The 13269-nt window shown below is 53.7% G+C and carries 10 protein-coding genes; all 10 read left to right on the forward strand.

The window, feature by feature from the left end; all coding sequences use genetic code 11:
• The first annotated feature begins 392 nt into the window (after positions 1-392).
• The 10 genes from VFA09_15510 to VFA09_15555 all read left to right on the forward strand — a co-directional run bounded on the left by VFA09_15510 (position 393) and on the right by VFA09_15555 (position 13104).
• Positions 393-3269, forward strand: coding sequence for a glycoside hydrolase family 15 protein (locus tag VFA09_15510; protein HZU68684.1), 2877 nt, complete (start codon positions 393-395; stop codon positions 3267-3269).
• Positions 3270-3469: 200 nt separating this feature from the next.
• Entirely contained in the window at positions 3470-4030 is a 561-nt protein-coding gene (locus VFA09_15515; GenBank protein ID HZU68685.1) for an NUDIX hydrolase, read from the forward strand.
• Positions 3990-5333 carry an FAD-binding oxidoreductase gene (locus VFA09_15520; GenBank protein ID HZU68686.1) on the forward strand — a complete coding sequence of 448 codons (1344 nt, stop codon included), beginning with the start codon at positions 3990-3992 and terminating at the stop codon, positions 5331-5333. Before VFA09_15515 ends, VFA09_15520 begins: the two co-directional genes overlap by 41 nt.
• Positions 5334-5579: 246 nt before the next feature.
• On the forward strand, positions 5580-5873 hold the full coding sequence (locus tag VFA09_15525) for a hypothetical protein (GenBank protein HZU68687.1): 294 nt from the start codon (positions 5580-5582) through the stop codon (positions 5871-5873).
• Positions 5874-5890: 17 nt separating this feature from the next.
• A complete protein-coding gene (locus tag VFA09_15530; GenBank protein HZU68688.1) occupies positions 5891-7756 on the forward strand; it encodes a BTAD domain-containing putative transcriptional regulator in 1866 nt (621 codons plus the stop codon).
• A gap of 375 nt (positions 7757-8131) precedes the next feature.
• On the forward strand, positions 8132-8380 hold the full coding sequence (locus VFA09_15535; GenBank protein HZU68689.1) for a hypothetical protein: 249 nt from the start codon (positions 8132-8134) through the stop codon (positions 8378-8380).
• Between the two features lie 31 nt (positions 8381-8411).
• The gene (locus tag VFA09_15540) at positions 8412-8834 is read left to right on the forward strand and encodes a hypothetical protein (GenBank protein HZU68690.1); all 423 of its coding nucleotides are present in this window, start codon (positions 8412-8414) and stop codon (positions 8832-8834) included.
• Positions 8835-8924: 90 nt separating this feature from the next.
• Complete coding sequence (locus VFA09_15545) at positions 8925-9671, forward strand: ABC transporter ATP-binding protein (protein HZU68691.1); 747 nt, start codon at positions 8925-8927, stop codon at positions 9669-9671.
• A gap of 94 nt (positions 9672-9765) precedes the next feature.
• Positions 9766-12486 (forward strand): FtsX-like permease family protein, encoded by a 2721-nt coding sequence (locus VFA09_15550; GenBank protein ID HZU68692.1) that lies wholly within the window; start codon positions 9766-9768, stop codon positions 12484-12486.
• A 132-nt stretch (positions 12487-12618) separates the two neighbouring features.
• Entirely contained in the window at positions 12619-13104 is a 486-nt protein-coding gene (locus tag VFA09_15555; GenBank protein ID HZU68693.1) for a DinB family protein, read from the forward strand.
• The last annotated feature ends 165 nt before the right edge of the window (positions 13105-13269 follow it).

Consider the following 13269-nt stretch of genomic DNA (forward strand, 5'->3'; position numbering starts at 1 on the left):
CGGGCAAACTTGATATTGCCCGGTGCGAGGCCGATGAATCGGCCCCTACGGTGGTTTCACCTCTCGTAGGGGCCGATTTTATGTTATCGATACTTCAATGTCACAAAAGCGAAATCTCTACCGTACAATATTCAGTATGCCTGTTTTATGGATCGAGCCGCTCGTATTTTGATGATGAATAGTAAGTGTGTAACACGCTATCTGGCATGATTATTGCACTATCTAAGAGTGTTCCATGTATTTGGAAGATCAAGTGTGTAGTGTGTCATTTCCACTTTCTCCATTGCTTATTTGTTTGATTTGTAGCACAGCAATAAAGATGAGGGGCATTACTCTTCTGTCCTGCCAGCAATTGCTAAATGGACTCGATAAGTGAAAGGGAGGGCTTTCACATGCATTTCTACTCACGGCACCGCCAACTTTGCCTGCGTTCGACGCAACTGATTTCTGTGACGTTCATTCTTATGCTCATGTTTGCCAGGTTCGCGGGAACTGCGCTGGCGGGTGGTACTGCTCCTGGAGGGCCAGGAGCTTCGTCCGACTGGACTCCTTCCAACAATACCATTTTGGGGACGGCAGCCAATACAACCAGCGATGTCTGGTTTACCGGCTATAATGGCATCATCGGCGAGGTCTTCTATCCGACCGCCGATACGCCCAATACGACCGATTTGCAGTTTCTCATCGGCGATAGTGGTCACACCTGGGTGGATGAAGAGAAGGCCGATACGACCTCCCAGGTGCAGCTCTACAATAATCACTCGCTTGCCTGGACGGCGACCAATACCGCGAAGAATGGCAAGTATAAAATCATCGAGACCATCTATACCGATCCGGCTCGCAACTCGCTCATCGAGCAGACCACCTTTACGGCCCTGACCGGCAATCTGTCCAACTACCTGTTGTATGTGCTCTACAATCCGACCATGCATGATGCCGGCAATAATAACAGCAGCTCTACGCAAGTTTATGGTGGCAGGACCATGCTGGTGAGTACGGATTCATCGGGCAACTACGCCAGCGCGCTCGCTGCATCGTTCCCTTATCAATCCGGCATGACCAGTTCGGGCTTTGTAGGCGTGAACGATGGCTGGACAGATCTGAAAGGATCGAGTAACTGTGGCAGCCAGATGTGTCCTGACTATAGCATGAGCTACACTTATAGCGCCGCGAATAACGGCAATACCGCGCAGACCGGTCAAATAGACCTGTCCGATGGTGGCACAATCAATTTAACGACTACTACCAGTGTCACCTTCAATCTCGTCCTCTCATTCGGACAGAATGGTGGTGGCAATTCCGCAACGACAAATGCCGAACAGACGCTGAACGGCACGTTGGGCGATAACTCGAATATGCTTGCCACCTACGTCTCACAGTGGAATACGTTCGATAACAGTCTGAATATTCCGCCCGCGGTTGGCAGTACCCAGGCGATACAGCAGGCCCGCCAGCAGGAATATTATCTGGCGGCAAACACGCTCAAGGCGGCGCAGGATAAGCAGACGGGTGCTTTTGTGGCCGGCCTGGGTACGCCGTGGGGCGAGTCGAACGGTGATAGTGATGCAGGTGGCTATCACCTGGTGTGGGAACGCGATATGTATGAATTTGCCAGCGCATTGATCCTGGCGGGTGATACCGCCGATCCGAAGCGTGCGTTACTATGGGCATTCAACAGCCAGCAGCAGTCGGATGGGCATTTCCCACAGAATAGCTATGTCAGCGGGGTTCCATACTGGAACGGCATTCAGATGGACGAGCAGGCTTTCCCCATCATCCTGGCCTGGAAACTGGGCGTTACCGACAATACCAACTACCAGAATCATATCAAGCCCGCCGCGAACTATATCGTAGAACATGGTCCGTGGACCGGTGAGGAACGATGGGAGGAGAACGGTGGCTACAGCCCATCGACCATCGCGGCTGAAATTGCCGGGCTGGTCGCCGCGGCCTCTATCGCCGGAACCAACGGCGATACGGTAAACCAGGCGCGCTACCTTAACTATGCCGATTATTATCAGGCAATGGTACCCGACTGGACGTTTACGACCAGCGGTTCGCTCGGCGGAGGCTATTACTTCGAGCGTATCGACGATGATGCTAATCCCAATGATGGGCATAACCTGACACTTGCCAACGGCGGCGGCACCTATGACGAACGCTCGATTGTCGATGCCGGTTTTCTCGAACTGGTGCGCCAGGGGGATATGCCCGCCAATTCTCCCTATGTCACGCTGTCGTTGCCCGTGATCGATTCCACTATCAGCCAGGTCGTGAACGGGAACCGTTACTGGTATCGTTACAATCACGATGGCTACGGGGAACATTCCGATGGCTCCGACTATAATGGTACGGGTATAGGGCGGCTCTGGCCGATCTTCTCAGGCGAGCGCGGCATCTATACCATCGCGACGGGTGCGAGCGCCGATGCGTATCTGACGGCCATGACGGCTGCTGAGAATGGCTCCGGCATGATACCTGAACAGGTCTGGGATAATGCAGCCCCCAGTGGCTACACGCCGGGAACGCCGACCAAATCGATGGACCCGCTCAACTGGGCCATGGGCGAGTTCATCACGCTGCTGATGTCCGCGAGCAGCAATAGCATCGCCGATGTCGCTTCTATTGTTTCGAGCCGCTACGTGACGAATGCCTACCAGCCACATGCCGGCTGGACGGTTGACTACGACAGCAGCCAGCTTTACCAGGGCAAAGCGCTCACCATCTTCTACAACGGCTACCTGAGTTCAGGCAGTCACGTTTACCTGCATTGGGGTGAAAATAACTGGCAAAATGTTGTGGCTGTTGATAAGCCGATGGTCAGGCGCGCGGATGGCTTCTGGCAGACGACGATCAGCGTGCCTACCGATGCCACGCAGATCAATTTCGCTTTTGACAACGGCTCGGGCAGTTGGGATAACAATGGGGGCGGGAACTGGAACGTCTCGATTGGCAGCGCAGGCCCATCACCGGCGCTTGCTACCCCGGTCATGAGCTTTCCCTATGTGCCGGTGCAAGGCCAGCAGGTTAAGATCATCTATAATGGCTCACTGGCGGGCAGTGCAACCAGCATGACCATGCACTGGGGCTATAATGGCTGGAACAGCCCTACCGATGTTGCCATGACGAAGCAAAACGACGGCTCATGGCTGGGCGTTGCTTTTCTGCCGCAGGCTGCTAATCAGCTAAACATGGCCTTTTATAATCAGAGCGGCGTCTGGGATAATAATGGCGGCAGTAACTATAACATGAGCGTGTCGCAAAGGTGAGCAAATAGTTGGTATCATAGGTGTTAAGATACCATGCAGAACGACCACCAGGGTATGCCTCTATCCCACACGCTCCGTATAGGGTAGGGGCGTATCCTGGTGGTCGTTCTGCATGGATGCTGTACTGAGGGACTCCCAATTTTTTTGTCGTATAATGCGCAATGTAAGACAAAGCAATAAAGATTGGTAGGTATTGATACGTGTTTTATCGCTTACTGAAACATCTGGTTGGTATCTGCTTTAACCTCCTGAATTTCGTGCTTGGCGGAAACCTGCCCCCATTAGGATGTGTGACTGTGATTGTGGAAGAGCAAGGGCGTTACCTGCTTATCAAGCGCCCCCGTGGAAAATTGTCGTTCCCGAGCGGTTTCATACGTTGGCGTGAATTGCCTATTCAGGCAGCAAGGCGGGAGTGTTTTGAAGAGACGGGCTTGCGCTTGCAGATTGAGCCTGAAGATCTTATCACCTGTTACGCGCACATTGGGCAGCACATCGATACATTGAGTACGCTAACACTTGTCTATAGTGGCAAAGTCACCGGCGGCAGGCTACGCGGAAGTATCGAGGGACAGGCTTACTGGCTGGATGAGAAGGAGATGAGGAAAGACCTGGAGAGGCGCAGCGAAATATTACTCGTAGATTATTTACAGTTTCGTGCGAGGCGTGCGGAAGCTCATAATTCCGGTGCGACCTTACAAGAATCGGTAAAGGAGAGTTCCCATGATAGCGACGTTGAAGGCCCGGTTAGGCGAGAAGGTTAGCGACGATCCGGCAATTCTGGAGTCGCATGGCAAGGATGCCAGCTATCCTAGAATGATACCGCCGCTGGCAGTAGTCTATGCCGGGTCGCTAGAAGATGTACAGGAGACGCTGGCATGGTGCCGCGAAAATCATATACCGCTCATTCCATATGGCTCCGGTAGCAGCCTTGAGGGACAGATTATTCCTCATGTTCCGGCGATCACCCTGGATTTTTCGCGTATGAAGCGCGTGCTTGAGATCCGCGCGGAAGATTTTCTGGCGGTGGTTGAGCCTGGCATTACGCGTGAGGAGCTCGAAAAGGAGTTGCAGGATACGGGCCTGTTTTTCCCGGTAGACCCGGGTGCCAATGCCTCGCTCGGTGGCATGGCGGCAACCAATGCCAGTGGCACCACTACAGTTCGCTATGGTGGCATGCGCCAGAACGTCGCGGAACTGGAGGTCGTGCTGGCAAATGGGCAGGTGCTGCGCTTAGGCCGCTCTGTGCGCAAGACCAGCAGCGGTTATGACCTCAAGGATCTGTTCATCGGCTCAGGCGGAACGCTTGGCATCATCACGCGTCTCGTCCTGCGCCTGCATCCCGTGCCGGTGTTTATCCATACCATGCGCGTCTTCTTTCCAGGGCTGGAAGAGGCGGCTCATGCGGCTTATCGTATCATGGCCAGCGCGCTGCCGGTTGCGCGACTCGAATTGCTCGACGAACTCAGCCTCAAGTTTATCAATCAGGATTTAAAGCAGCATTATCTGGAGAAACCGGCGCTCTTCCTGGAATTTCACTCTTCGGTTGCCGAGGCCATCGAGGAGGAATCGCACCTGGCCGAGAAACTGGTAAAAGCGTCAGGCGCGCTGAATATTCATGTGGCTCGCAACGCGGAGGAGCGCATGACGCAGTGGGAGGCTCGTCACCAGTTCTACTGGGCGTTCGTGCATTGCAATCCTGACCGCCTGTACTATACGACCGATGTTGCCGTACCGCTTTCTCGCGTACCTGAACTGGTGGGATATGCTCAAGAATTGTTGCGGGAAATGCACCTGGAGGGTAGTATTGTTGGTCACGTCGGCGATGGCAATTTCCATACCCTCGTCGCCACGTTGCCCGAGGGCTATCACCTGGCCGAAGAATATTCCGCGCGACTCGTCGAACGTTCTTTGGCTCTGGGCGGCACCGCAACCGGAGAACACGGGGTTGGATTAGTAAAGAAGCGGTTTATGGAGGCCGAGCATGGTCCAGCGCTTGAATGGATGCGGCAGATTAAGGTGCTCTTCGACCCCGATGGGATATTAAATCCAGGGAAGATGCTGTAGGTAATATAATTTCGATTCCCACCGGGAGGTCGTGAAAGGGTCCAGTTCCTGCCGCCTCTCCATAGGGAGGGAGCGTATCCTGCAAATCCGAGAAAGTCCGGTGGAGAGGCAATAGACAGCTTATGGTATAATCTCTGTGATATATGATTAGTGGTTTTGGCAATGCGCTCGAAGGACTATCACTCACGGGAAGCAAACGGGTTTCGTATATGCAGCGTAGTGGAGTATCTGAGAGGAAGAGAAGCATTGAAAGATTCTCCGTATTTAAGGAAAACTGTTTGTCCAGGTCTACCCCCGGCTATTCTTCACCGTGATGCACTGGTGCGTCGGCTCAGCGACGCTATTATCGGACCTGCATCCGCACCGGCGGGGAATTTTCCCTACAAACTCGTCTTGTTACATGCTCCGGCGGGCTATGGCAAAACAACGCTGCTTGCCGATTTCTCCCGGAGGAACATTCTCAGGCGCTCCCTTTACTGGCCGCGGCAGAGGAGGTCATTGCCGGTCAATTATCAGAATCTGCTGAAGGCGCGTTTCTAACCTTGCAAGCAGAAATTATGCTGCAGCGCGCACGTGTGTTGTCGCGCCGTGGTGACTATCAAGAAACACAAAAACTCTGCCAACAGGTGATCGCAGCTCTGCCGGAGGGCGAAGTGAAGCTGCAAGTAGCAGCCCATATGCGTTTAGGGGTATGCGCAGCTATATTATGTAATTTTCCCATGGCAATTTCTCATTTACAGAAGGCCCTGCAACTGGGAGATGCAGAGGCAAATCCGGGGCAGGTAGCAGATGCGCATGCCACATTAGGGAACGTCTATGGATTAATGGAGAAGCCCGCTCTTGCTGACTATCATAAGTCACGTAGTATGAGCCTGCGTCAGGGAACGAATGATGTCTGGGGGAAAATCTACGATCTGATTCGGTTGGGAGTTAGTCAGAAGGATCAGGGCATGTATGCTGACGCGGAAGCTACGCTGATGCGGACGCTGGCAGAATCCAGATCCCTGCATTTTTTAGGCGGGCAGGCTTATTCCCTGGATAACCTTGCGGAACTTTACCAGGAGCAGGGATTCTATGAGCGGGCGTTGAAGGCAGGCGAGGAAGCGGTGGCTCTTGCAAGACAGGTGAAAGACGATATGTATTTGCTCAATGGCCTGCTCTGTGATCTGGCTATGACCTATCTTTACATGGGAGACGCGGTAACAGCCAATTTGCTGATAGCCCAGGTAGAGTTGCGCAATTCTGCTCGTGAAACTTTTGGTGATGAACGGATAAACTATGAACTCGCGTATAGTACGATACTACTCTACCAGCATCGGTATGATGATGCCAGAGCCAATCTACTCACCCTTACTGCAGTGCTGGATTCAATTGGAATGAAGCGGGAGCTTCTGCTGGCACTGATTCGCCTGTCGGCCTGCTATCTGGCACAAAATCAGCCCGGCAATGTGGTACTCTATTTGAAACAGTTTGCTTCGTTACTTGCTACGAGTGAACCCTATGTGCCGCTTGTTTACAGTGAGCTGCGTCGTTTGCCACTCGTGGAGCAGGCTATCAAGACTTTCCCGGAATTGTCCCAACTGCGCACATTACTTCACCTGGAAGCTGAGACGCAAGAAGCAAAAGATACTTCCGAGACGCGCTTACCGGTGACGCAGCCACTAACCGCACCTGGTGCCCGGCAACTCCGCATCCTGGCATTAGGTGAACCGGCGGTATTCATTCGTGAAAAACCCGTTACGCGCTGGCGTATGGCACGAGCAATGGAGCTCTTCTTTTTCCTGTTCGACTGTGACCGCCCGGTGCGCAAAGAGCAGATCCTTACCGCTCTCTGGAGCGAAGTTGATGAGCAGGTAGATCGCACATTTCACTCCACGATCTATTATCTGCGCAAGGTGCTGGGCGAGTCCTGCCTTGTCTCCAAGGGTGGAAGCTATTGGCTTGACCTGGCTTCTCCATATGGAAGCGAAATCTGGTATGACGTTGCCAGGTTCCAGGAAAGCTACGAGCGTGCGAAACAGGCGCTTGCCAGGAACGATGAGGATGGAGCGCAAGAGGCATTTGAAGCCATGATAACCCTCTATCGCGGCGATTATGTGCAGTCGTTCTATAGCGATTGGTGCCGCGCCCGACGCGATGAACTACGCCGCAACTATCTCGATGCGCGACACCATCTGGCGCATATCGCCTGGCGTAGGGAACAGTATGATGCAAGCGCCGAACACTGGCGGCAAATGCTGGCCCTGGACGATTGTCTCGAAGAGGCTCACTATGGGCTGATGCGCTATTATCTGCACGCCGGCAAGCGTGGTTTAGCCTTGCGCCAGTACCAGCGCTATCGTGAAACCTTACAACAAGAACTTGGTGTCCAGCCAGGTCCGGCCATCCAGGGGCTTTATCAACGCCTCGTCACCACTTCTTAGAGCGCGGTTCACCTGCCTTGGGCAACCTACTGAGGGTAGGGGCGATCCTGGTGCTGGCGGCCGCCCAGGAATTCCATCTGCTTTAAGCCCCCATGAAATGACGCTGCCCTTCTTCGAAATCTTGCCAACTGCGAAGAACCTGCGAATTTTCCACCAAAAAAACCTCCAACTGCGAAGAATCTGCGAAATCGATGCGAATGATGCGTTGAACCATGTCATGTATGCTTCCCCCAACGGAACGGAGAGGTAACGCTCAAAAGTAACGTTTGAGTAACGGTATGTGCTCTATACTCTCCTCAAGATGAATGACAACACGAATGTGCTGAAGAATACCGGGTTATTCTTCAGCAAGGATGCGAGAAGGAGTACATGAGCGTGGATACATCCAACCTCCAGCATCGATCACACCTGTTTACAGTCCGCATCTGGCAAGAAGAGGTCGGAGCAGGTCAGACAGAACTGCGAGGCAAAGTGCAATTATTGACCAGCGGCGAAGTGCGCTACTTTCGCGAATGGAGCGCGCTGGTACCACTCCTGCACGCGATGTTGTCAGAATCTCAATCAGAAGAGCAGCAATTACATACTCACCTCTCACCTGTTCACGATGGAAATGAGTTAGTATAAACACTCGAAAAGGAAAGGTGAAGGTGTTCAGATGGCAAGCGTAAGAACAATGCAAATTGTAGGTATCGTTCTCATGGCTGCTGGATGGGGATGGGCAGGAGCGAACTTTACCCCCAGCGGCTCAGACTGGTGGAATTATTTTCTCCATACCGTCCCTATCGTGATCTTGCTGGTCTTCAGTCCTTGTCTTTTTAGCGTTTCAGATGACCCTGAAGCGCCTGGTTCGAATGGCGAATGGGCAGGCATCGGCCTGAGCATTTTTGCCGGCATCAGTCTCCTGGGTTTAAGCGTAGGCATTATCTTCGGAGCGATTAACCCGAATGGAGCCTTCGGCGTAGCCACATCCGGAGATTGGGTGGTCATTGTTGCTCTTATCCTGGGTGATCTTCTGTGGTTAACGGCGCAGTTCTCTTCTCGCCCTCATCGTGCGGAGATCGAATCAGCGAGCAACTAGCATTCATAGGAATCGTAAAGTACAGCTCCCCGGCAGGAATCCTTGTCGGGGAGAGGCAGGCAAAAAACAAGAGAAAGGTATGGAAAACATATGAAGACATTTGAATCCGAAAACGAGCAAAAATTCAATGCAGAACAAAAAGTTGTTATGGACGTGAGGGATATCACAAAAAGTCTCCCCCTCGGTCGGGAGCGAATCGAGATACTCAAAGGGATCAGCTTCCAGATTATGAGCGGGGAGTTCGTTGCCATCGTCGGCCCTTCCGGTTCGGGCAAGAGCACTTTGCTGGGGATTATCGCCGGGCTTGATAATCCCACGACTGGCCAGGTATTCATCGATGGCGTCGATATCACGCGCATGAGTGAGGGCAGGCTGGCAACGGTACGCAACAGCAAGATCGGCATGGTCTTCCAGGCGTTCAACCTCATCCCGACGCTGACGGCGCAGGAGAACGTCGAGGTTCCGCTCTATGTTGGCAGGCATAAAGGCTCTCCCTCTGCGCGGGCGCGTGAATTGCTGACCCTGGTTGGACTCTCTCACCGCTTCGATCATCGACCCAACCAGCTCTCCGGCGGCGAGCAGCAGCGCGTAGCGATTGCGCGCGCATTGGCTACCGACCCGGCCCTGGTGATTGCAGATGAGCCGACCGGCAACCTGGATGCACGCAATGGTGAAAACGTCCTCAAACTGATCGCCGATTTACGCGCCCAGACCGGCAAAACCTTTATTATCGCTACCCATGATCCGGTCGTTGCTTCACATGCCGACCGCGCCATTCGCATCGTCGATGGCAAGATCGCCGAGATCGACCCGTCTCTGGGTGTTATCACGCAATAACTTTTTCTAAAAAACGCTTGCCTGCCGGAGTACGGCCAGCAGCCAATTTACCGGCAGGCCGGTACAGCTAAATACTATAAAGGAGAAGACGAACATGAAAGCATCTGTGTTCTTAAATTACACCACACGCTCTCTGCTGCGCGGCGGACAGCGTACTCTACTGGCGGTGTTTTGTGTAACGGTGGGTGTTATGGCGGTAGTGGCCCTGCAACTGGTGGGTTACATGCTGCAAAATTCGCTTTCGGGCAGCGCGCGCGAGGCCAACGGCGGCGATATCGCGATTATGGCGCAGGGCGCTCCGCTCAAGTCCAGCGACCTGGCTTTCTTCAACAGGCTCAAGGACGATGGCACGATCACGAACTACAGCGCCATTATTCAGGAGAATGGAACACTTAACAACGCGGCCTCTTCGGTGCAGTCTTTCAACATCGAGGCCGTCGATCCCAACAACTATCCATTGGTCTCATCGCCATCGTTTGTCGCGCCTTCCAATGGGAGTGTTGCCGGGCTGCTGGCCAATGACCAGGTGATTGTCACGCAGAATTTTCTCTCGACCTACCATAAGCAATTGGGTGATACCTTCAACGTGTACGTCAAAACGTACACGGGTACGGGCCAGACGATACCGGTAAAAATTGCCGGGGTAGTGGCTAATACAGGTCTGTTCGCGCAGGCCGGCAATCTATTGCTCATCTCGGCGTCCGACTACCTGGCATCTGCCCCCGCTTCACCGGCGGTCTATACGCTCGTAGATGTCACAACGGCGGATCAGGCTCATACTGATATGGCGGTCAAGGCTATCAGCGCGCAATTCTCGCTCGTTGGCATTCAGACGGCTACAGATGTGCTCAAGTCTCAGCAGTCTACGATTGACCTGGTTAGCAAATTCCTGAAGATCACAGGTTTGCTCGCGCTACTGATTGGCGGAGCTGGCATCATCAATACCATGCAGGTGCTGCTCTCACGGCGCAAGACCGAGATCGCGATGCTCAAGACGGCAGGCTATCATCGCCGGGACCTCTACTTGCTCTTCGGACTGGAAGCTGGACTACTGGGACTGGTTGGCGGCATTATCGGAGCTATTGCCGCTATAGGCGTCAGCTACCTTGTTCGCATCGTGGTACAAAACACCGGCACCAACATACCTTTCGTACTCAATCCGGGCCTGATACTCGGCGGCGTAGCAATCGGCTGCGTAACGGCGCTGATCTTCGGACTTCTGCCCATCGCCCAGGCGGCCAATATTCGCCCATTGAGCGTGCTGCGCGAGCTTGAGAATAAGAGCGCGGGCGGGCGCATTATGACGGTCATCTTGCTGGTGTTGTGTTCGATCCTCTTCTGCCTGCTGGCAATCGTCATTCTGGATAACAATATCGTGCTTGGGGTAGCGGTCACGTATGGAACGTTCGTGTTCCTGCTGCTGCTGGCCGGCATCTTCGGTCTGATTGTACTGGCCGTGAGCAAATTGCCGGTTCCTGAACATGTACACTTTATCCAGGTGCTGCCGTTGCTGTTGGGCATAGGCGTCTCGGTGCTGTTGTACCAGTTCGTGCCAATATTCGGCATTGTCCTGCTGCTTCTCACATTGCTGGGCGTTGGCCTGGTATTCCTGCCGAAGCGTCAGAAGGTCAATGTGAAGATGGCCCTGCGCAACCTTGGACGGCGGCGAGCGCGCACAACGGCAACCCTGCTGGCTATGTTTATCGGCATCTATGGTATTGGCTTAACCGTGGGTATCGGCCAGGACCTCAGGTCGGTGATCATTGACACGCTGAAACAGTATACGCCATATAATCTTGTGGCGACGACTACCGGCAACGATACGAAAGCTCTTGCAGCGCACTTAAACAGCATTCCGGGACTCGATGGGAGCCGCGAGGATCCGTTCACCGCGACTATTCCGGTTGCGATCAACGGCCAGCCCGTTCAGCAGGCGCTTCCAAAGGGTATAAATGGTCAGCAAGATCTCAGTATGCTGGGTGGAATTGAGGGCTATGACCTGGCGCATACCGTTCCCGCGCAGCAGATTGTCAGAGGTCGCAACCTGAATGCCGGCGATGCCAATAGCAACAATGTGCTGGTCAGCCAGATCATGACCAACCAGGGCTGGGCGCAGATGAACCTCAAAGTTGGCGATACCGTGACGCTGATGAGCCTTGACGGCAAGGTGCGCAAGACGGTGACAATCGTCGGCATCGTCTCGATCCCGACCAGTTTTGAGACCCTGGGAGAAGTGCTGGCTCCGGCATCGCTCGTAAACGAGCTCAGCCCGGCAAGCGCATCGAAGACGACCGTATTCTACCTGAAGGTTGCGCCGGAGCAGTTCGACGCGGCGTTGAACGAGCTGAATCGCATCGCGCCCAACGCCTCGGTGCAAAATCTGAGCGATGCCGGTGTCTCTTTCTTGCAGAACGTGACGAGTTTCCTGGATGTGGTGATAGCGGTTTCCCTGCTCTCACTACTCGCCGGAGTGATCATCATCGCCAATGCGGTAGCCCTGGCAATGCTGGAACGCAGGCGCGAACTGGGTATCCTCAAATCGGTCGGCTACACCAGCGGCACAATTATGAGCCAGGTGCTGATTGAGTTCGGCATCACCGGAAGTATTGGCGCGATCATCGCGACGCTGCTATCTGCCGGCGGTGTGACGATAAGCAGCAAGATATTCTCGCAGAATAACCTGACGCTCAACATGCAGCCCATCGTTATCGTCAGCATGATTGTCGGCCCGCTGCTGCTGGCAGTGATCACTGCGGCGCTGGTTGCCTGGAACGCGGTGAGGGTGAGGCCGCTGATGGTGCTGAGGTATGAGTAGGACTGGTGTGTGGTAGTGATTGGGGATAGGATAGGGTATAATCAGGTCGGTAAAGAACATATGCAGGCAGAAGAACTCTTCAATCAAAACATTGAAGAGTTCTTCTGCCGATATTGCGAGGAGAAATTAACTATGGCACAAGATTTGCTTTCTCCCTGGGCCTACTATCGAGGCTGGGATGTCTACAATGATCATCTCGTCAAAGCTATCGAACCGCTGACTTCGGAGCAACTGGCACTCACAATCTCCCCCAATTTGCGTTCCGTTGGCTCGCTGGCACGACATATTGTACACATACGCGCTAGCTGGCTATACAATCTGATGGGCGAGGGCGGTCCAGAAGTAAAGGCCATCGCTGATTGGGGCTACGAGGGCGATGTGCCACCGGCAGACGAACTGGTGCGCGGTTTGACGGTTACCTTTCGGGCCTGGAAAGAATGCCTGGAGCGCTGGACGCCAGAAGATCTGGAATATGTCTTCAGGGGGGACCGGTGGGGCCGGCCATACGAACTTTCGCGCCAGTGGGTGATCTGGCATGTCATTGAACACGATCTTCACCATGGTGGCGAACTCTCATTTTCACTCGGCGCCCATGGTCTCGCTGCGCCCGATATCTAGAGCCTGTTCGAGAAGTTCGGAAACCTCTGATGCTACAGCTGTTTTCCCGACACCTGGAGGGCCGGTAATGATCAGAATTGGAACCTTCATTTCCATCTAACGATTCCTCTTGTTGTTGTTATCTCTTTGCTGATAATTCAGAGGCGGCAAGAGGTGAAGGAGTTT

This window comes from Ktedonobacteraceae bacterium (assembly GCA_035653615.1).
Lineage (GTDB): Bacteria > Chloroflexota > Ktedonobacteria > Ktedonobacterales > Ktedonobacteraceae > DASRBN01.

Bases quoted from the DNA above. Each gene is read 5' to 3' on its own strand.
- VFA09_15510 (HZU68684.1), top strand. From the start codon at position 393: ATGCATTTCTACTCACGGCACCGCCAACTTTGCCTGCGTTCGACGCAA.
- VFA09_15520 (HZU68686.1), top strand. From the start codon at position 3,990: ATGATAGCGACGTTGAAGGCCCGGTTAGGCGAGAAGGTTAGCGACGAT.
- VFA09_15530 (HZU68688.1), top strand. From the start codon at position 5,891: ATGCTGCAGCGCGCACGTGTGTTGTCGCGCCGTGGTGACTATCAAGAA.
- VFA09_15540 (HZU68690.1), top strand. From the start codon at position 8,412: ATGGCAAGCGTAAGAACAATGCAAATTGTAGGTATCGTTCTCATGGCT.
- VFA09_15545 (HZU68691.1), top strand. From the start codon at position 8,925: ATGAAGACATTTGAATCCGAAAACGAGCAAAAATTCAATGCAGAACAA.
- VFA09_15550 (HZU68692.1), top strand. From the start codon at position 9,766: ATGAAAGCATCTGTGTTCTTAAATTACACCACACGCTCTCTGCTGCGC.
- VFA09_15555 (HZU68693.1), top strand. From the start codon at position 12,619: ATGGCACAAGATTTGCTTTCTCCCTGGGCCTACTATCGAGGCTGGGAT.